The following is a 19,339-nucleotide window of genomic DNA, read 5'->3' on the forward strand; positions in this document are numbered from 1 at the left end:
ACGCGGGAATCCTTCCTACCCGGTTGTGAGGATTCGCGCGGCACCATTCGCGATTGATGGAAACTTGGGAGTATTGAATATGGCAGGTGGCGGACTATTGATGCTGCTGGATGACATCACGGCGCTGCTCGACGATATCGCGGTGATGTCCAAGGTGGCGGCGGGCAAGAGCACGGCGGCGATTGACGATGTGGCAACCATGACCAAGGTCGCCATGCAGAAGACGGCGGGCGTGCTCGGCGACGATCTCGCGCTCAACGCCGAGAAGGTCACGGGGGTGAAGGCCAACCGCGAATTGCCGGTGGTCTGGGCCGTGGCCAAGGGCTCGCTGTGGAACAAGTTCATTCTGGTGCCTGCGGCGTTGATCATCAGTGCGTTCGCTCCCTGGCTGATCACGCCGCTGCTCATGGTGGGCGGGGCGTTTCTGTGTTTCGAGGGCGTTGAGAAGGTACTGAGCGTCTTTCACAAACACGAAAAGCAGGACGCCGGACGGATCGTCGCCGAAATGCAGGAGGCCGAGCAAGTCGGCGTCGCTCCGTCGTCGGTACGCCAGGCCAAGGCCAGCGCAAAGGCTCCTGCGGATTACGAAAAGGAAAAGATCAAGGGCGCTATCCGCACCGACTTCATTCTCTCGGCCGAAATCATGGCCATCGCGCTGGGCACTGTCTCCACCAAGCCGATCTGGGAGCAGGCGCTGGTGCTCGTCGCCGTGGCGCTTGCGATCACCGTCTTCGTCTATGGCCTGGTGGCGGCCATCGTGCGCATGGACGACGTGGGCGAGTGGCTCAAGGGCAAGAGCAGCAGTGCGGCGCGCGCCCTGGGCCGTGGCCTGATTGCGAGCACGCCGTGGCTGATGCGCGGGCTCTCCATCGTCGGCACGGCTGCGATGTTTCTGGTCGGCGGCAGCCTGCTGGTGCACGGCATGCCGTTCATCGAGCACTGGCTGCACGATGTCGTGGCGTCGAGCGGTGCCGTCGTTGCAACCGTGCTGCCGCTCCTGGTGCACGTGGTGGTGGGTGCGATTGTCGGAGCGCTGGTTCTCGCGGTGGTGCACGCCTGGGGAGCGTTTCGCAACAAACAAGCGCACGCCTGACGGCGCTTGTCACATTTGGACAACATTCGGGTTCTCGTCAATGGAAGGCGTCTCGAGCTTGATTTGAAGCAACTCATGTCTATGTCGAAATTGATTCAATGACCGGCATACACAAATTGTTTCCATCACAACCCGAGGTAACTCTAATGAAGAAAACCCTGTTGGCCATCGCCGCAGTCAGCGCATTCACTTCCGGCGCAGCATTCGCACAGACCGCAGACGCGGTCGGCCCGTTCATGGTTCGTGTTCGCACCGTTCATCTGGACAGCCGCAACCACGACACCACGGGCCTTGATCTGTCGATCAACAACAAGTGGATTCCTGAAGTCGACGTTTCGTACTTCTTCACCCCCAACTTCGCGGCTGAGCTGATCCTGACCTACCCGCAAAAGCACGACCTGCGTGCGGGCGGCAACAAGATCGGCACGCTCAAGCATTTGCCGCCCACGCTGCTGGGCCAGTACCACTTCGCCGGCATGGGCGCATTCAAGCCCTACGTTGGCGCAGGTATCAACTACACGCGTTTTTCGGGCGTGAAGTTCGACCCGGCAGTGGACGCAGCGCTTTCGCCCTCGATCAAGAAGAACAGCTGGGGCGGCGCGCTGCAGGTCGGTTTCGACTACACACTCACGAAGAACTGGTCGCTCAACGTTGACGTGAAGAAGGTCTATATCGGCACCGATGTCTATTCGGCTGGCAACAAGGCCGGCTCGTTCAAGGTCGATCCGGTCCTCGTGGGCGTGGGTGTCGGCTACCGCTTCTGATAGCTGGCTGAGCAAATCCTGGTCCGGTCGAGCCGATCGGACACATCAAGAAATCATGGTGGGGAAGTTGGCCGACTCTCTTTGCGAGAGTCGGCATTTTTATTTCCGCTGTTATTTCTGCTATTTCTGCTGCACGCGCAAAATCAGATCCGATAAAAGCGTTTCGCGGTGCCGCGGTAGAGCTGGGCCTTTTCGTCGGCGCTCATGTTGCTCGTGATGTGCTTGAACGCATTCCAGAGCACGGCATAGCTGCAGGTTCCCTTGTCCACGGGAAAGTTGCTCTCGAACATGGCCCGCTCGGGGCCGAAGAGATCGATGCAGGTCAGTATGTAGGGGCGCCACGCATCGGCCAATTCCAGCGAGGTCGGCGGCTTCGACTGCTGGTGAAACGGAAACCCGAAGACGCTCATGCCCAGCCCACCGAGCTTGACGCTCACGTTGGGGAACTGGGCAGTGCGCTGCAACTGCTTTTTCCATTCGGCAAAAACGGCGCCGCGCTGTCCCGCGTACGGCCCGACGCCAAGCGGCGCTCCAACGTGATCGATGACGATGGCCGTGTCGGGAAACGCCTTTGCCAGATCGGTGAGTTCGGGCAATTGTGTGTGATAGGCCCACGAATCAAAGCTCAGCCCGAACTGCGCGAGCCTTGCGAAGCCTTCGCGGAATGTGGGGTCGAGGTAGACGTGCAGCGGCGGCGCATGCATCACGCCGTACTGGAACCGGTCATGTGCGGCCGCGTGGCAACGAATGCCGCGAAATCGGCCTTTGCCCGCCTCGATCTGCGCCGCCAGCACCTCTTCGACCGCCGCGCCCATCGACAGATCGGCGAAGCCGACAATCCCGGCACAGATTTGCGTGTCTTGTTGCGATGCGTTGGCCGCGTTGGCGATCTGCACGACGCGCTCGGTCTCGCCCACGGGCCGGAGCGACTCCGGGCCGCTCGTGCGGTAGGCGAATCCGACCTGGATGAATACCGTTGACTCGATGCGATGGCCCGAACCCAGATCGGCCAGCAGGTCATCCTCGAGATAGCCACCCCAGTTGATGTCGGCGAGATGATGATGCGGATCGATGATCGGCAGATCGGGCTCCAGCGCGGCCTCGGTGTGCTGCGCAAGCCAGTCGGGCCGGACTTCTGCCCGCGCGATGATGGGTAGGGAGGTGGTGCTCATGGATGAATGTGCTTGCCGTGGTTCAGATGCCGAGGAACGCCTTCTGCACGAAGCTGTCGTTGAGCAGTTCCTGGCCAGAGCCCGAACGGATCACCAGACCCTGCTCGAACACATAGGCGTGGTCCGACATCTTGAGCGCCAGACGCGCGTTCTGCTCGACGAGAATCACCGACGTGCCGGTCTCGCGGTTGAGCCGTTGGATGGCCTGCGCGATCTCCGAGACGATCTTCGGTGCAATGCCGAGCGAGGGTTCGTCCAGCATGAGTATTTGGGGGCTGGACATCATCGCGCGGCCAATGGCCACCATCTGCTGCTCGCCGCCGGACAGCGATCCTGCCATCTGCTGGCGGCGTTCCTGCACGCGTGGAAACAGTTCGTAGACGCGCTCCAGCGATTTCTTCTTCTGTTCCGACGAACGGACGGTGTGCGCGCCGACCATCAGGTTTTCCCAGACCGACATGCGCGGGAACAGTCGGCGGCCCTCCGGCGAGAGGGCAATGCCCATGGACACGCGCTGCGCTGCGTTGCTGGTGTCCATGCGTTCGCCATCGAGTACCAGCGACCCCGATGTGAGCTTCTTCAGGCCCATCAAGGCCTTGAGCGTGGTGCTTTTCCCTGCGCCGTTCGATCCGATGAGGGCGACGATCCTGCCCGCATCGACCTTGAAACTCACACCGTGCAGCGCCTCGACCAGCCCGTAGTGAACGACGATGTCATTGACCTCAAGCGTGCGCATCTTCGTCCACTCCCAGATAGGCTTCGATCACGGCCGGGTGATTGCGAATTTCGTCGGCCGTACCCTGCGCGATCCTTTGACCCTGCACCAGCACGATGATCTTGTCGCAGGTGCCCATCACCAGGGCCATGTGATGTTCGACGAACAGCAGGGAAATGCGGTGCTCGTCGCGCAGCGACTTGAGCAGGCGGCCAAACTCCGCGCATTCTTCGGGGTTCAGGCCCGCTGCGGGCTCGTCGAGCAGCAGCAGGCAAGGGCTCGATGCCAGGCCAATGGCCACGCCAATGCGCTTTTGATGACCGTAGGCGAGTTCACCCGCAATCTCATCGCGATAGGGACTCAGGCCGGTAATTTCGAGTACCTTGCTCACCTGTTCATGGGTGCGCTTGAGTGCCTGCCTATAGGTACCGGTCTGCGTGATCTGCGCCCAAACCGGCACGCCGAAGTGGCACAGTGCGCCACGGTAGACGTTCTCGTACACGGTCGATTTCGGGTAGACGGTGGCGGACTGGAAGGTACGCGCAAGGCCCTGCCTGACCACGCGGCTGGGCTTGCGTCCGGTGATGTCTTCTCCGGCGAATGCGATCTTGCCGGAGGTCGGTGCCATCGCGCCGCTGATCATGTTGAACGCCGTGCTCTTGCCCGCGCCATTGGGGCCGATCAGTCCGACGATCTCACCTTCCTGAAGCTCGAAACTCAGGTCGCGCACGGCAGCGAGTCCGCCGAACGACTTGGAAAGGCCTTCGACCTTGAGCAGTGGGGTCATCGCCGGCCTCCCTTGCCAAAGAGTTGGCTCCCGATGCCGACGAGGCCCGTGGGTAGAAACTTCAGCACCAGAATCAGCGTGATTCCGTACATGATGTTCTGGGTCTCGATGGCGCTGCGAAACAGCTCGGGCAGCGGCGTCATGATGAGTGCCCCGAGAATCGGTCCGAGCACCGAGCCGCGCCCACCGATGACCAGCATGATGATCGCCGCCACCGAGACGTGCTGGTTGAACGACTCGGGCGAGACAAAGCCCAGATAGTGGGCGAGCAGGGCACCTGCAAATCCGGCCAGCGCGCTTCCCAGCACGAAGGCGAACATCTGCGAGCCCTGGATGCTGATGCCGCTCGCTTCGGCGAGATCCGGGTTGTCGCCGACCGCATTGAGCGCATCGCCCTTGGGTGTCTTGAACAGAGCGATCAACAGCACGATCGAGGCAAACGCGCACGTCGCGGCGAGAAAATAGAACGACAGCTTGGTATCGAATGTGAAGCCCAGCAGGCTCACCGGCGGAATGTTGGCGATGCCGTTGGCGCCGCCCGTGATGCCGCCACCCTCCAGCAACACGAGGCGAAACAGCTCGCCGAAGCAGAACGTCACGAGCACGAAGTACACGCCCTGCAGGCGCAGGATCACCGCGCCGAGCAGAAACGCAATCAGCATCGACGCCGCCACACCGGCGATGGCCGAGATGAAGAACGGCGTGTGAAATCGCGTGGTGCAGATCACCGCGACGAACGCGCCCATGCCCATGAACGCCGCGTGACAGAACGAGAGCTGTCCCGTGCGATTGATCAGCGCGAGGCCGTTCACGAAAATGATGTTCAGGCAGATCAGCACCGCCAGATGGATGTAGAACGCGTTGCCTGCAAACAGCAGCGGCGCGGCGAACAGCGCGAGCAGCGAAGGTATCCAGACCTTCCATGCACCACTTTTTGTGGAATTCATGATTCAGCGCCCCGCCTTTCCAAGCAATCCGGCAGGGCGGAAGATCAGCATCAGGATCACGAAGCCGAAAAGCAGCATGTCCGAGAAGCTGCTGGACATGAAGGTGTTGGCGACGCTCTCGAACACCCCGAGCAGCAAAGCCGCAAGCGCAGCGCCCGGAATGCTGCCGAGTCCGCCGAGAATCACCACGATGAACGCCTTGAGCAGTGGCGTGGAGCCGATGCTTGGCGACACCGAAAACACCGGGGCCATCAACGCTCCTGCCACGGCGGCCAGTGCCACGCCGATGCCGAAGCCGAGTGGATACATGAATTGCGAACGGATGCCTTGCGCATTGGCGATCTCGATGTCCTGCACCACCGCGCGCAGCGCGCGACCGCCCTTGCTGTGCATGAGAAACACATAGAGCACGGCCAGCACGACCACCGAAAACACCACGACGTACAGGCGCGACATCGGCACCATCACCGGGCCAAGCGCGATCACACCTTCGGCCACGGCGGGCATGGACTGCGGATCGGGACCGAAGACCATCAATGCGCCGTTCTGCAGAATCATCGCGAGGCCGATCGTGGCGATCATGCCGTTGAGCTCGTCGCCGCGAAAACCCTTCATCACGACGACCTCGATAATCCAGCCCGCGACCAGCGTGACCACGAACGTGGCCAGCACCGCAGCGAGAAACGGCAACTGGAGCTTGGTGACGCATACATAGGCCACGAACGCCCCAAGCATGTAGAACTCGCCGTGCGCGAAATTCACGACGCGCATCACACCGAAAACCAGTGTGAAACCAATGGCCATCAGCAGGTACAGCAAGCCGATGATGAGGCCATTGGTCAGCGCCTGACCTATCAAAAAGCTAAAGTCCACGGCGGTATCCCCGAACGCTTGATCAGCGCATCAATCCACGAACGGTCACTTGCACTCGGTGAGCGAGCACGTTGCCTCGATCACTTCCTGACCGTCCTGCACGCGCGCAATGTAGAACGGAGCGCTGACCTGATGCGCAGTACCGTAGACATCCTTGCCGGTCCAGTTCAGCGTGCCGAGAATGCCCTTGAAATCCTTGACGTTTTCAAGCGCCACGCGCACCTTGTCGGTGTCCGTCACGGTGCCCGCCGCCTGCATGGCCTTGAAGAGCATGTGCGTGCCATCGTAGAAGGCCGGGCTGAAGCCGTTCATGCGCTTCTTGTACTTGGCGAAATAGCGGTCGGAATATGCCTTCACTTCGGCGTTGGCCGGATTGATCGGCGTGTTCACGAGCATGCCATTGGTCGAGCCCGTACCGGCCACGTTCACGATCTCGGGCGTGGCAGGGCCGCCGCTGCGAATGATGAAGCCCTTGAAACCCAGCTCGCGCGCCTGCTTCACGATCAGGCCCGCCGTGCCCGGCGCGTTGCCGTCAAGCTCGATGGCGTCCACGCCCTTGGCCATCAGGCGCGTGAGCAGCGGCATCATGTCCACGCGCTCGCGCTCGAAGAACTCCTTGGCGTTGAGCTGCGATCCGGCCTTGCTGTAGGCCTTCTCCAGATCCTGCGCAATCTGCTGGCCGGTCTCGTCATTGGGGAACAGTCCGCCGACTTTCTTGATGCCCTTGGCCTTGACGATCCAGTTGATCTGCGGCTGAGAGGTCTCCATGGTCGTGAGGTTGGGGCGGAAGTTGAACGGCTTGTCCACGCCCAGCGCCTTGTCGGTGAAGCCCAGCGTGAGCATTACGACCTTGTTCTTGTCCACGATTGGCGTGACCGCGAGCGCGGGGCCGAACCCACCGGGCCGATGACGTACTTGACCTTGTCCTCGAATACCAGACGGTTCGCGGCGGTCACGGCTTCACCGGCCTGGTATTTGTCGTCGTACGGAACGACCTTCACCTTGTACTTCTTGCCACCCACGTCGAGTCCGCCCTTGGCGTTGACGTCGTCGGCTGCGAGTTCCGTGGCGTAGAGCATGGCCTGCCCCCAGGCCGCACCCGCGCCCGACAGGGTTACGATGGCACCGATCTTCAGTTCTTCCTGAGCGAACGCGCTTCCTGCCAGGCACATCAGCGAGACGGTGAGAATTTTCTTCATTGTGATTTCTCCTTTGGAATTTGAACGTGGCTGAATTCAGTGGCCGGCTATTTCCTGCAGAACCGGCAGGATGTATGTTCGGAACTGCTCAGGGTTCTCGCTCATCGGGAAATGACCCACTTCCTGCATGACGGTGACCTTCGCTCCGGGAATGCTGCTCGCCGTTCGCACGGTGTCTTCCGGACTGCAGGAAAAGTCATATTCGCCGGTGAGCAGATACAGCGGCGTCTTTTGGGTATTTATTCCCGACAGTTTCCCGCGCAGGTCGGAATCGACGCGGTAAAAATACAGATCGCCCTTGAATATCCCGGGGCCGCCTTGCTTGTATTGCCAGAGCGTTTCGTGGCGATATTCATCGGGGCTTTGCGGCGCGACCAGACCGGATACCAGTGCCGCGCAGACTTCACCGCCATGCACGTCGGGACGGTTGAGCCAACTCGTGTCGTACCACGGGCTTTGGTGGTCGGCACCTTCGAGGCCTATCAAGGCCTTGAATTCGCCGCCGTGAGCGTGCGCGAGTTGCAGGACGATGCGCCCGCCAATGGAGCAGCCCATCACCACCGGCTGCTCGAGCCGCAGCGCCGAGCAGAAGGCGCGGATCGTCGCCACGTAGCGCTCGGTGGTGAGTTCGTAGTCCTTGTTCTGAAACCCTTTGGGCGGGTACGACTTGCCGTGCCATGGCATGTCGAACGCGATCACCCGATATTGCCGGGTGATTTGCTCATCGCACAGAAGATGGCGGAACTGGCGGTTGTCCGCACCGGCGGTGTGCAGACAGACCAGTGGAATGCCTTGGCCGTTTTCCTCGAAGTACACGCGGCAAGGCTCGCCCAGGATGTCCACGTGCAGATATTTGCCGGTGATCGGTTCAATGGTTCCGTGCATTTTGGATGTGGCCTCCCGCATATTCAGGCGCCATGCCTCAGGCGCGGAGTATTCAAGACGTCCTTGAGATACTGGAGATTCGAAAACAGAACCTGCGATTCGCCTTCGATTTGCATTGCGCCGCGCTTGTGCAAGGCGAATATGTCGTGCCAGCCAGCCTTGGGAAATTTCTCCCATAGCGCCGCCCATGCGTCACTCCCCGCGGAAATCACCAGATCGGTGGTCTGGAACAGCGGAAATGTTCGCGTGAGTTGCGCGATCTTTCCGTCCCGGATTTCCATCAGATAGGGAACGTCGGCGAGGGAAATCTTGAGCCGCGCATTCATGTACCGCCCGCGATGAACCAGATGCGCGTTGCGGTTCACATGTTCCGGAATCGACTCAAAGATGCGCAGCAGGGAATCTTGCTCCATGGCGGCGGGGCTCCTGTAGGGCGAAAAAGCACTCACATTCAATGAAGTTCTGTTCTGTAGAACTTTGGTTCTGAACAAATGATAATGTGAGTCGGAGCGCCATGAATCGGGGTTTTCACTAGCGGGAGATGGGGCCAGCCGAGTGGAGATGAATCGGGCAGGGCAAACGCTGAAAGCCGTTTCCTACGGGGGGTGGGCGTGCTTGCCGTCGCCTGGTCGGGAGGGCCGCCCGTAAGCTCATGTCATGTCGCTGAACCTTCACCCCTCGCACGCATCGTCGGTCCCATCGTCGGCACATTTCGCGCCTGGCGCGATGATGTCCATGACACCCCGGTCCAAGCCTGTGGTTTCGCTGGCGTCGCCTCAGGCTCAGGCAGCGACCGTCTGGCCTTCGGGTGACGTGACCGAGCGCCAGGCCATCATTCATGGCCTGAGCCAGGTGAAGCCCACGATTTCGCCTAAATATTTCTATGACGAACGCGGGTCTGCGCTGTTCGAGACCATTACCCGTCTGCCCGAGTACTACGTGACGCGCGTGGAGCAGTCGATCTTCGAGCGCCATGGCAACAGCATCGCGGCGTCGGTGGGGGCGGACAGCGTGGTGATCGAGCCGGGGGCTGGCAATTGCGAGAAGGCGCGCGCGTTATGTGATCGCCTTCACTCCACCGAATTCGTCGGCATCGATATTTCCACGGAGCATTTGCAGGAGGCTGCCAAGCGGCTCTCCGACGTTTTGCCGTGGCTGCGCGTGCGCGCGATCGCGGGCGACATCACCGAGCCGATCCGGTTGCCCGAAGACCTGCCCAGGCGCAACCGCCTCGTGTTCTATCCCGGCTCGTCGATTGGCAATTTCGAGCCCGCACAGGCGGTGCATCTGCTGTCGCAAATGCGCGCGATGCTCGGTGAGGCGAGTGATGGCGGCAGTCTGTTGATCGGCATCGATCTGCCCAAGCCGGTGCACATCCTGCAAGCGGCCTATGACGACGCGTCGGGCGTGACTGCTGCGTTCAATCGCAATGCACTTGACCATGTGAACCGGCTCATCGGAAGTGACTTCGATTCGCAGCACTGGAAGCACCGGGCGTTCTTCAACGCGGAATGCTCGCGCGTGGAAATGCATCTGGTGGCCCTGCATGACATGCGGGTGAGCTGGCCCGGTGGCGGTCGCGAATTCTCCATGGGTGAACGCATTCATACCGAGAACAGCTACAAGTATTCCCTCGATGTGTTTGCGGCCCTGCTGCGCGAAGCGGGCTTTGGTCAGTATCAAAGCTGGACGGACGATCAGGACTGGTTCGCCGTCATTCACGCGCGGCCCTGATGCTCAGGCAGACGAGCGCGCCGGACATCCGGCCCGATATCCGCTTTGCGTCCGTGCGCGAGGCCAGCGTCAAGCTCGCACAACCGCTGTCCGCCGAAGATTGCTGTGCGCAGTCCATGCCCGACGCGAGCCCGGTGAAGTGGCATCTGGCGCACACCACGTGGTTCTTCGAAACCTTTGTGCTCGAACCATTCGAGTCGCGCTTCGCGCCATTCGATCCGGCATTCCGCGTGCTGTTCAACTCCTACTACAACGGTGTCGGTGCGCGGCATCCGAGGCCCGAGCGCGGGCTGCTCACGCGTCCCGACTTGCAGACGGTGCTGAACTACCGCGAGCACGTCGACGAGCGCATGAATCGGCTGTTCGCGCAGGGCGTCGGTGAAGAATTGCTCGCCATCGTCGAGCTGGGTTTGCAGCACGAGCAGCAGCATCAGGAATTGCTGCTTACCGACGTCAAGCACCTGCTGTCCCGCAATCCCCTTTGGCCTGCATATCGCGAGTCCACGGAGCGTCGCGCCAACGAGGGCAATCACGCTCCAGCCCATGCCCGGTGGCATGCGCATGCCGGGGGCCTGCTGCAGATCGGGCATGAGGGCCATGGGTTTGCATTCGACAACGAGCGTCCGCGACACAGCGTTTTTCTTCAACCGTTCGAGATCGCCGAGCAGTTGGTGACCAATGCGCAATACCTCGAATTCATCGAGGACGGTGGCTACCGCGATCCCGCGCTGTGGCTGGCCGAAGGCTGGGATTGGCGAGCCGCGCAGGCGCTCGAAGCGCCGCTCTACTGGCGACGCAGCGATGCCGACGCGTCGCAATCGTCGCAGTGGCAGGAGTTCAGCCTCGAAGGGCCGCAGGCACTTGCGCCGCGGCAGCCCGTGGTGCATCTCTCGTATTTTGAAGCCGACGCTTTTGCGCGCTGGGCTGGTGCGCGTCTGCCGACTGAGGCCGAGTGGGAGGCCGTCGCGCAAGCCACTGCTTCACGGACTGCGGGTGCCCATTTCGCCGAAAGCGGAGCGCTGCATCCCGTGCCCGAGGAGGGCGGCAAGTTGCAGATGTTCGGCAACGTCTGGCAATGGACGCGTTCGAGCTACGAGGCCTATCCGGGATTCCAGCCCGCCGAGGGCGCGGTGGGCGAGTACAACGGCAAGTTCATGGTGAACCAGTACGTGCTGCGCGGCGGCTCGTGCGCCACGCCCCAGTCGCACATCCGCGCAAGCTACCGCAATTTCTTTCCGGCCACCGCGCGCTGGCAGTTCGCGGGACTGCGACTGGCGCGCGGTTAGGACCTGTTCACACAACGCACGGGGATCGCGTTGTGCAGTCTTGTTGTGTGAGCCGGCCCCAATCACATCAGACGGCGGCGAGTGCCTGGTCGAGATCTTCGAGAAGATCGTCGATGTGTTCGATGCCCACCGACAGGCGCACCATGCCTTCGGTCACCCCGGCCTTTGCGAGTTCGGCGGCGTCGAGTTGCCGGTGCGTGGTCGAGGCGGGATGTGTGGCAAGAGACTTTGCATCGCCGATGTTCACGAGGCGCGTGAACAGCTTGAGCGCATCGAGAAAGCGCGCACCGGCGGCACGTGCATCCTCGCCCGACGACTTGAGGCTGAACGACAGAATGCCCGAAGCGCGGCCACCCGATTGCTTTTGCACGATGGCGTGATCGGGGTGATCCTTGAGGCCCGCGTAGCGCACCCATTCGATCTTGGGATGCTTTTGCAGCGTCTCGGCGATCTTCTGCGTGTTCTCGCAGATGCGGTCCATGCGCAGCGCGAGCGTTTCAATGCCTTGAAGAATCTGAAAGGCGTTCTGCGGCGAAAGGGCCGCACCCATGTTGCGCAGTGGCACCACGCGTGCACGGCCAATGTAGGCGGCCGGGCCGAGGGCTTCGGTGTAGACCACGCCGTGGTAGCTCACATCGGGCTCGTTCAGGCGTTTGAAACGCGCCTTGTGCTCGGCCCAGGGGAATTTGCCGCTGTCCACGATGGCCCCACCCACGCTCGTGCCGTGGCCGCCGAGATACTTGGTGAGCGAATGCACGACGATGTCCGCACCATGCTCGATCGGTCGCAGCAGATAGGGGCTGGGCACCGTGTTGTCGACGATCAGCGGCACGCCGTGCTGGTGTGCAACGTCGGCAAGCGCGCGGATGTCGGTCACGTTGCCGAGCGGGTTGCCGATGGACTCGATGAAGACCGCCTTGGTCCTCGCGTCGATCAGCTTGCCGAAGCTCGCCGGATCGCGCGCATCGGCAAAGCGCACCTCGATGCCTTGCTGCGGAAAGGTGTGCGCAAACAGGTTGTAGGTGCCGCCATAGAGCGTGCTCGCCGAGACGATGTTGTCGCCAGCCTCGGCAATCGTCTGGATCGCATAGCTGATCGCGGCCATCCCCGATGCCACGGCCAATGCCGCAATGCCGCCTTCGAGCGCTGCCACGCGCTTTTCCAGCACGTCGGTGGTCGGGTTCATGATGCGCGTGTAGATATTGCCCGGCACCTTCAGATCGAACAGATCTGCTCCATGTTGCGCGCTGTCGAACGCGTAGGCGACCGTTTGATAGATCGGCACGGCCACCGACTTGGTGGTGGATCGGGGAATAACCGGCGTGAACGGCAAGGGTTTCGATGCGCATGGTGCAGGGTCTCCGCAAAGATGAACGAACGATGGAGCAATGAAGCAAGCAAGGGAAAGGGGCGATCAGTATCCACTACGCGCGTCGGCGCATGGCGCGCACTCCCTCCAAGTGAATGCAGTGCGCAGATTCTGACCGCTGCGCGCGATGCGGCTAACGACGTATTCGCTATGAGTTTATTTGCCGCGCCGATGTCGCGGCTCATACGCGTTCAGGAGCCGTCGGTAGGCGTCGTCCATGGCGTCGCTGCGTCAGGCCGTGGAGCGCTCTGTGGCTGTGGCGGCGGCGGCGGTTGTTTTGCCTCCCACGCCGCGAGTGCCGCGTAGACCATCGCCGGAGCATGCGCATCATTGGCCGCATAGCGGCGCTGGCTGTCGCTCAGTTGCTCGTTCGACCAGTTGGAGGTAGTCACGCGTTTGGACTTGCGCAGGCTTTGCCCGAGCACCAGCGCAATCGCGGCGCGTACCCCGGTCGACGATCCGAAACCATGGCGTTTGAACACGCGGTCGAGATCCAGCACGTTCTGCATTTCCACTTGCAGTCGGCCCTGCAACTGGTGACGGTCGTTGTCGAGACCAAAGCCCACCTTGGTGATCTGCGCGTTGCCCAGCACCTCGCGGGTCAGCGCAAATGTCTGTGGATACTGCATTTGCAGAAGCCAGGCGTCGGTGCACGTGGCGAACTGCACGAGATGCGGCCCGGTGTCCTTGGCGCCCGCCTGGAACAGCGGCTTGCTTTCGGTATCAAAGCCCAGCACCCTGGCCTGGAGCAGGGCGGTGCGCGCATGCTCGAAATCGTCGCCCGAGACTGGCACGTGAATCGCGGAATCGGGCAGCGCCGCAAACGGCGGCAGCAGCGCGGATTCGTCCTTGGTCGGAGCTTTGCGGCGCGACATGCAGGATCGATCGGTCAGTGGCCGGTGCTGCTACGCGCGGGGCGCGTGCGGTAGAACTGCATCGGATGCTCCTGCATTTCGCGGGCATGCTGGTTCATCACCGAGCGCTTGATCTTGCCCACGACGTGCATCTCGCAGGGCTTGCAATCAAAGCGCAACGTGAGCTTTTCCTTGCCGTTGATGAGTTGCAGCGGCTCGGCCTTGATCGTGCCCTTCACGCCGATCACGCCCTTGGCCTGCTTGGGGCACAGGCTCATCGAGAAGCGCACGCAGTGCTTGGTGATCATCAGGCTGACTTCGCCTTCTTCTTCCTTGCTCTCGTACGCGGCATCGATCACCTTGACGCCGTGCTTCACGTAGAAGTCGTGCGCCTTCTGGTTGAACACGTTGGCGAGATAGCTGAGCGTGTCTTCCGGGAACGGAACCGGTGGCTCGACCGGCGTGGCGCGCGGCAGTCGCACAAAGCCCGTCTCGCGCGCCGATTCGAGCGAGGCGAGCGCGTCGCGGCGCAACTGGTTGAGCACGGATGCCGGTACAAACCAGGGCTGCGACAGATTCAGTGCAATGTCGTGCGCGGCGAAATGCGTCGCGCCAAAGCGGCCCAGTTGCTCGCGCAGTGTGGCCTCGGCCCTGGCAGCGTCGGTCGCTGGCTGATGTTCATGGTCGATTTCCGCGTTGCCGACAAAGCCATCCTCATCGGTCAGCAACAGCGCGAAGCCGCTCGCTGTCTGCTTGAACTCGGCCCACAGACCGATGCGCCGGTCGCTCGATTTTTTCTCCAGTGTGCGCACCCAGTCCATGTCGCGATTGCGGTTGATTTCGAGGCCCTTGCGCAGGTCCTTGAATTCCGAAATCTCGTTCTTCGGGAACACGCGCCACACGCCTTTCCTGGCGTGCACGCATTCGGCGCGATTGATGTGCACGCCCACGAGTTCCTTTTGCAGGTCGTAGTAGCACAGGCCGTCGCCGTTGTGCAGCTCGGTGGCCTTGTCCGAGGTCTCGAGTTCAAACCACTTGTCGCCCACTTGCGTGACCCAGCCGATGGCGCGGCCCGGTGTCTTCGGAGTATCGAAGGCGCCGATGTCGTCCTGACGGCCATTCACGAAGTAGTCGGTGAACTCGCGATTGAAGTTCTGGTCGGGGTCGGGCTCGAAGGTGAAAGTCGTGCGACCAGACGAAGAGCGTGCCAGCGGGCATCGGAAAATTCCCGCTCTTCGATGATGCCGTCGAGCAGCTTGCGGTAGTGGGCCGTGATGTTCTTCACGTAACCCATGTCCTTGTAGCGGCCCTCGATTTTGAAGCTGCGCACGCCGGCGTCGATCAGCGCACGCAGGTTGTCGCTCTGGTTGTTGTCCTTCATCGACAGCACATGCTTTTCGTGCGCGATGATGCGCCCGCTCTGATCGGTCACCTCATAGGGCAGTCGGCAGGCCTGGTTGCAATCACCCCGATTGGCGCTGCAGCCCGTGTGCGCATGGCTGATGAAGCACTGGCCGGAATACGCGACGCAGAGCGCGCCGTGCACGAAGAATTCGATGGTGGTGCGATTCGGGTCGGTCGCCTCGCGCACGGCCCGGATCTGTTCGAGATCGAGTTCGCGCGCAATCACGATCTGCGACAGGCCCGCGTCCTGTAGAAAACGCGCCTTCTCGGGTGTGCGGATGTCGGTCTGCGTGGAGGCATGCAACTGAATGGGCGGCAGATCGAGTTCGAGCAGGCCCATGTCCTGGATGATCAGCGCGTCCGCACCGGCTTCATGGATCTGCCACGCCATCTGGCGCGCGCCCTCGAGTTCGTCGTCGCGCAGGATCGTGTTCAGCGTGATGAAGATGCGGCTGCCAAAACGGTGCGCATGCCGGATCAACCGCTCCAGATCGCGAATGTCGTTGCCCGCCGTCGCGCGCGCGCCAAAGGCCGGCCCGCCGATGTAGACGGCATCCGCGCCATGGTTGATGGCTTCGATTCCGATATCGGCATCACGCGCCGGGGAGAGCAGTTCGAGCTGGTGGGGCAGGAGAGACATAAGTGCGCGATTATCTCAGGATGGTGCCGTGTCTGCCCGTAATCGGTGATTGGCGTGTGTTCAGGCTCTGGACTGAAGGTGCGCGGAAACACCACGGGCTCGCCGCGATCGGCGAGCCGGTACCCCATCGCCGGGCGGTTCGACGTGCCCTCGACATGACCTGCCTCGACGAGAAATTGCGCCGACATCATGCGCGTGCGAAAGCCGCTTTTGTCCACGGGCCGCCCGAGCACGACTTCGTAGACCTGCTGCAACTGGGGCAGCGTGAATGGCTCGGGGAGCAAAAAAGCCGGCAACGAGGTGTATTCGACCTTGGCACGCAGCCGTTCGACAGCCGTCTGCAAAATCTCACCGTGATCAAATGCCAGCGCGGGCTGCGCAAGCAGGCCATCGACCGCAAACCAGGCCACGTCCGCCGCATTCGCACCCTTGGCGAGCTCGATATCAGCGCTTGGAATCAGCGCAAAGTAGACATGCGTGGCCGACCAGCCGCGCGGATCCCGCGATTGGCCGCCCCAGCTCCCGAGCTGCTCCAGATACGGGCTGGCGACTCCGGTTTTTTCCTTGAGCTTGCGGCGCGCGCAGGCCTCCAGATCCACGTCCACGGCCACATCGACAAACCCGCCCGGCAGCGCCCACAGCCCGGGAAACGGCTCATTGCCGTTCCTTGGGCGCTGCACCAGCAACACCTGCAACAGCCCATCCACAACCGAGAAGATCACCAGATCCACGGTCGTGAACGGGCGAGGAAAGTCGGGCACGGCGACGGTTTTGGCGTGATCGGCGGTGACGGGCATGCAGCAGGTGTTGACTGGAATTTGAAGCGGTTGTATTGTACAACTTGATTGAAGTTGTCTTGGGCAACTTTTGCTTGAAATGCAATTGAACGCATTGAAAATAAAACGAAATCGCATAGGACCGACAGGATGACCATGAGCCAGAACGAAGAAAGATGGGATCGCTTTCAAGGTGCATTGCTCGGCCTGGCCTGCGGCGATGCGGTTGGCACCACGCTGGAGTTTCAGCCGCGTGGCAGCTTCACGCCCTTGGTCGACATGGTCGGCGGAGGGCCGTTTTCGCTCAAGCCGGGGCAATGGACTGACGACACTTCCATGGCGCTCTGCCTGGCCGAAAGTCTGATCAGACGCGGCGCATGCGATCCGCAGGATCAGATGACACGCTACGCGAACTGGTACCTGCATGGGTATTGGAGCTCCACGGGTGAGTGCTTCGACATTGGTATCGCCACGCGGACTTCGGTGGAGCAATTTCTGCGGACCGGCGACCCGCTCGCCGGAAGTTCCGACCCGCGCAGTGCAGGAAACGGTTCGCTGATGCGACTTGCGCCTGTGGCCATGCGCTATTGCGGAAACGAGGCGTTGTTGCAGGAAATGGCGGCACTCAGTTCGCGCACCACGCACGGCGCGGCTGAATGCCTGGACGCGTGCCGATTGTTCTCCGTCGCGCTGGACCGCGCGCTGCGTGGGGGCGACAAGCAACAAGTGCTTGGTTTGGCGGATTTGCAGTTCTCAAGCCCGAAGATTCAGCAGATTGCGCAAGGCGCCTATCTCGCGAAAGACCGTGATCAGATTCGCGGATCGGGCTATGTGGCTGAGAGTCTGGAAGCGGCGCTTTGGTGTTTTGCGCGCAGCAACAGTTGCTGGGAGGCGGTTCTCGAGGCAGCAAACCTGGGAGACGACGCGGACACCACGGCTGCCATCACCGGTCAGCTTGCGGGAGCCTTTTGGGAGCATCCGGGTTGCCTTCGACATGGGTGGCGCGCTTGCACATGTCCGACGACATTCGTGATCTGGCGTCGCAGTTGTTCAATGCGAATCTGGCCGACGCTGCCATCACTCGCTGACATACACCTTCCATCCCGATCCGCTTGCGCTACAGTGAGCAACCTTGTGTGAAGAGTGGAACTGCGAACATGCGTTTTGGAATCGGTTTGATCGGGCTTCTCGTTGCGCTTGCCATCGTTGCCGTGCTCGCAAAGAAGCAGGTCGCCGCGACCAGGGTATCCGTGCCGGTGCAACAGTCGGCGCCCGTCGATGGTGCAAGCGCGCCGAAGAACGCGCGTGAGCAGAGCCAGCAGATTCAGGAGCAATTCAAGCAGCAGCTTGATTCCGCCATGCAGCAGCAACAGGAGCGCATCGACAAGGAAGCGCCGTAGGCATGACCATGCGCGAGTCGGTGCCGATGGGAACACCCTGCCTTGGTGACGAAGATGGCATGCGTCTCGCACTAACGCTCGCACGCGAGGCTGCGGCCGACGGGAGGTGCCGGTGGGGCGGTGCTGGTGCGCGATGGCCGGGTGATTGCCACGGGCCGAAACGCCCCGGTTGCGCGATGCGACCCGACGGCGCATGCGGAAATTGCCGCGCTGCGTTCGGCCGCCCAGCGCCTTGGCAACTACCGGCTCGACGATTGCACGCTGTATGTGACGCTGGAACCCTGTCCGATGTGCGCGGGCGCGATGCTGCATGCGAGGCTGCCGCGCGTGGTGTTCGGTGCGGCCGATGAAAAGACCGGTGCGGCAGGGTCGGTGGTCGATCTGTTTGCCGAACCCCTGCTCAATCACCAGACCGAAATCCGGGCGGAGTGCTGGCCGAGGAATGCGGCGCAGAACTGAGCGCGTTTTTTCGCGAGCGACGCAGAGCGCAGCGCGAGTTGAGTGTTGCGGCGCACCCGCTGCGCGATGACGCACTGCGTACGCCTGACCAAGCATTTGCAAAACTCACGGACTACCCGTGGAGCCCGCACTATGTGAGCGATCTTCCAGCGCTCGATGGGCTGCGTCTGCATTATCTCGACGAGGGTCCGCGAGACGCGCGGCGCACCTGGCTGCTGATCCACGGCCATCCCACCTGGAGCTATGTTTTTCGCGATCTGATTCCCGTGTTTCTGGCGGCGGGTGATCGGGTGATTGCGCCGGATCTGATTGGTTTCGGCAAGAGCGACAAACCGAAGAAGGAAGCTGCACACCGCCTGGCCTGGCACGCGCAGGTGCTGCAGCAACTCGTCGAGCGGCTGGATGCGCGCAACGTCGTGCTGGTCAATCACGGCCTCACGGGGTTGCTTGGGCTCGCGGTGCCCACTGTCTCTGCCAATCGTTACGCGGGCATGCTCGCATTGAACACCTGGCTTACCGCGCCTGCTGCACCCCTACCGATGAATTTGCAGAAATGGCATGAGCAGTTTGCACGCAAGCCCAAACTATCCATTGCCGGACAGGTCTCACCAGCGCAGACGCAAGAAACGCCCGCGTGGGATGCGCCATTCCCCGATGCGGGCTATCGCGCTGCCGTGCGCGCGTTTGCGGGTTTCATTGCCGATGCGGGCGAGCCGGATTTCGCGAAAGCCGTTCTCGCATTCTGGCGCGATGCATGGCGGCACAAGTCTCTGCTGATCGCGGGCGGTGCCGACGTGTTGGTTAATCAGGCCGCGATGCAGCGGCTTGGCCAGCGGATCGCCAACGCGCCGGAGCCAAGGGTCATTGACGCGATGGATCACTTCATTTCCAGTCACGGAGACGATGTGGCCCATCGAGCTGTGGAATACTTCCGCCCATCCTGATCGCGGCACGGGCCGCGGTCTTCACATTTTCGGAGCAG

At 61.8% G+C, this 19,339-nt stretch carries 13 protein-coding genes and 6 pseudogenes; 7 read left to right on the top strand and 12 right to left on the bottom strand.

The features are described from left to right. Positions 1-79: 79 nt before the first annotated feature. Both H9K75_RS00270 and H9K75_RS00275 read left to right on the top strand, forming a co-directional pair. Positions 80-1,093: a DUF808 domain-containing protein gene (locus tag H9K75_RS00270; protein ID WP_187724332.1), complete on the top strand. Its 1,014-nt coding sequence runs from the start codon at positions 80-82 to the stop codon at positions 1,091-1,093. Positions 1,094-1,239: 146 nt separating this feature from the next. Next, on the top strand, positions 1,240-1,857 hold the full coding sequence (locus H9K75_RS00275) for an OmpW/AlkL family protein (RefSeq protein WP_187724333.1): 618 nt from the start codon (positions 1,240-1,242) through the stop codon (positions 1,855-1,857). Positions 1,858-2,000: 143 nt separating this feature from the next. Here H9K75_RS00275 and H9K75_RS00280 read toward each other — a convergent pair whose 3' ends face one another. The 8 genes and pseudogenes from H9K75_RS00280 to H9K75_RS00315 form a co-directional block, all read right to left on the bottom strand. Next, a complete protein-coding gene (locus H9K75_RS00280) occupies positions 2,001-3,029 on the bottom strand; it encodes an amidohydrolase family protein (RefSeq protein ID WP_187724334.1) in 1,029 nt (342 codons plus the stop codon). Positions 3,030-3,051: 22 nt separating this feature from the next. Beyond that, entirely contained in the window at positions 3,052-3,765 is a 714-nt protein-coding gene (locus H9K75_RS00285) for an ABC transporter ATP-binding protein (protein WP_187724335.1), read from the bottom strand. Beyond that, positions 3,752-4,531, bottom strand: coding sequence for an ABC transporter ATP-binding protein (locus H9K75_RS00290; RefSeq protein WP_187724336.1), 780 nt, complete (start codon positions 4,529-4,531; stop codon positions 3,752-3,754). Before H9K75_RS00290 ends, H9K75_RS00285 begins: the two co-directional genes overlap by 14 nt. Further along, entirely contained in the window at positions 4,528-5,478 is a 951-nt protein-coding gene (locus tag H9K75_RS00295) for a branched-chain amino acid ABC transporter permease (RefSeq protein ID WP_187724337.1), read from the bottom strand. The genes H9K75_RS00290 and H9K75_RS00295 overlap by 4 nt, the downstream gene beginning before the upstream one ends. Positions 5,479-5,481: 3 nt before the next feature. Next, positions 5,482-6,351: a branched-chain amino acid ABC transporter permease gene (locus H9K75_RS00300; RefSeq protein WP_187724338.1), complete on the bottom strand. Its 870-nt coding sequence runs from the start codon at positions 6,349-6,351 to the stop codon at positions 5,482-5,484. A 45-nt stretch (positions 6,352-6,396) separates the two neighbouring features. Continuing rightward, positions 6,397-7,550: pseudogene (locus H9K75_RS00305) on the bottom strand (ABC transporter substrate-binding protein). 36 nt (positions 7,551-7,586) lie between these two features. Then, positions 7,587-8,435, bottom strand: a complete 849-nt coding sequence (locus H9K75_RS00310; protein WP_187724339.1) for an alpha/beta fold hydrolase — start codon at positions 8,433-8,435, stop codon at positions 7,587-7,589. A gap of 23 nt (positions 8,436-8,458) precedes the next feature. Next, the gene (locus H9K75_RS00315) at positions 8,459-8,848 is read right to left on the bottom strand and encodes a hypothetical protein (protein ID WP_187724340.1); all 390 of its coding nucleotides are present in this window, start codon (positions 8,846-8,848) and stop codon (positions 8,459-8,461) included. Positions 8,849-9,092: 244 nt separating this feature from the next. On the opposite strand from H9K75_RS00315, the gene egtD reads away from it, so the two are divergent. Together egtD and egtB are read left to right on the top strand one after the other, a co-directional pair. Continuing rightward, the gene (gene egtD / locus H9K75_RS00320; RefSeq protein ID WP_226858434.1) at positions 9,093-10,169 is read left to right on the top strand and encodes an L-histidine N(alpha)-methyltransferase; all 1,077 of its coding nucleotides are present in this window, start codon (positions 9,093-9,095) and stop codon (positions 10,167-10,169) included. Beyond that, entirely contained in the window at positions 10,169-11,455 is a 1,287-nt protein-coding gene (gene egtB / locus H9K75_RS00325) for an ergothioneine biosynthesis protein EgtB (RefSeq protein ID WP_187724341.1), read from the top strand. Before egtD ends, egtB begins: the two co-directional genes overlap by 1 nt. A gap of 67 nt (positions 11,456-11,522) precedes the next feature. Here egtB and H9K75_RS00330 read toward each other — a convergent pair. From H9K75_RS00330 to H9K75_RS00345, 4 genes and pseudogenes are all read right to left on the bottom strand, one after another. Then, positions 11,523-12,804 (bottom strand): annotated as a pseudogene (locus H9K75_RS00330) (O-acetylhomoserine aminocarboxypropyltransferase/cysteine synthase family protein). Between the two features lie 211 nt (positions 12,805-13,015). Further along, positions 13,016-13,699: a 3'-5' exonuclease gene (locus H9K75_RS00335; protein WP_187724342.1), complete on the bottom strand. Its 684-nt coding sequence runs from the start codon at positions 13,697-13,699 to the stop codon at positions 13,016-13,018. A gap of 14 nt (positions 13,700-13,713) precedes the next feature. Next, positions 13,714-15,722, bottom strand: a pseudogene (locus tag H9K75_RS00340) (peptidase U32 family protein). Between the two features lie 68 nt (positions 15,723-15,790). Next, positions 15,791-16,519 (bottom strand): annotated as a pseudogene (locus H9K75_RS00345) (NUDIX hydrolase); the annotation flags it as partial. Between the two features lie 129 nt (positions 16,520-16,648). Here H9K75_RS00345 and H9K75_RS00350 point away from each other — a divergent pair. The 3 genes and pseudogenes from H9K75_RS00350 (at position 16,649) to tadA (ending at position 19,301) form a co-directional block, all read left to right on the top strand. After that, positions 16,649-17,586 (top strand): annotated as a pseudogene (locus tag H9K75_RS00350) (ADP-ribosylglycohydrolase family protein). A gap of 69 nt (positions 17,587-17,655) precedes the next feature. After that, a complete protein-coding gene (locus tag H9K75_RS00355; protein ID WP_187724343.1) occupies positions 17,656-17,898 on the top strand; it encodes a hypothetical protein in 243 nt (80 codons plus the stop codon). A 26-nt stretch (positions 17,899-17,924) separates the two neighbouring features. Further along, positions 17,925-19,301, top strand: a pseudogene (gene tadA / locus H9K75_RS25315) (tRNA adenosine(34) deaminase TadA). Positions 19,302-19,339 lie beyond the last annotated feature (38 nt).

This window comes from Diaphorobacter aerolatus, from assembly GCF_014489535.1.
GTDB lineage: Bacteria > Pseudomonadota > Gammaproteobacteria > Burkholderiales > Burkholderiaceae_C > Diaphorobacter_A > Diaphorobacter_A aerolatus.

What these genes read in the sequence shown, in the direction of transcription:
- H9K75_RS00270 (WP_187724332.1), top strand. Translation starts at nt 80, where the DNA reads ATGGCAGGTGGCGGACTATTGATGCTGCTGGATGACATCACGGCGCTG.
- H9K75_RS00275 (WP_187724333.1), top strand. Translation starts at nt 1,240, where the DNA reads ATGAAGAAAACCCTGTTGGCCATCGCCGCAGTCAGCGCATTCACTTCC.
- H9K75_RS00280 (WP_187724334.1), bottom strand. Translation starts at nt 3,029, where the DNA reads ATGAGCACCACCTCCCTACCCATCATCGCGCGGGCAGAAGTCCGGCCC.
- H9K75_RS00285 (WP_187724335.1), bottom strand. Translation starts at nt 3,765, where the DNA reads ATGCGCACGCTTGAGGTCAATGACATCGTCGTTCACTACGGGCTGGTC.
- H9K75_RS00290 (WP_187724336.1), bottom strand. Translation starts at nt 4,531, where the DNA reads ATGACCCCACTGCTCAAGGTCGAAGGCCTTTCCAAGTCGTTCGGCGGA.
- H9K75_RS00295 (WP_187724337.1), bottom strand. Translation starts at nt 5,478, where the DNA reads ATGAATTCCACAAAAAGTGGTGCATGGAAGGTCTGGATACCTTCGCTG.
- H9K75_RS00310 (WP_187724339.1), bottom strand. Translation starts at nt 8,435, where the DNA reads ATGCACGGAACCATTGAACCGATCACCGGCAAATATCTGCACGTGGAC.
- H9K75_RS00315 (WP_187724340.1), bottom strand. Translation starts at nt 8,848, where the DNA reads ATGGAGCAAGATTCCCTGCTGCGCATCTTTGAGTCGATTCCGGAACAT.
- egtD (WP_226858434.1), top strand. Translation starts at nt 9,093, where the DNA reads ATGTCGCTGAACCTTCACCCCTCGCACGCATCGTCGGTCCCATCGTCG.
- egtB (WP_187724341.1), top strand. Translation starts at nt 10,169, where the DNA reads ATGCTCAGGCAGACGAGCGCGCCGGACATCCGGCCCGATATCCGCTTT.
- H9K75_RS00335 (WP_187724342.1), bottom strand. Translation starts at nt 13,699, where the DNA reads ATGTCGCGCCGCAAAGCTCCGACCAAGGACGAATCCGCGCTGCTGCCG.
- H9K75_RS00355 (WP_187724343.1), top strand. Translation starts at nt 17,656, where the DNA reads ATGCGTTTTGGAATCGGTTTGATCGGGCTTCTCGTTGCGCTTGCCATC.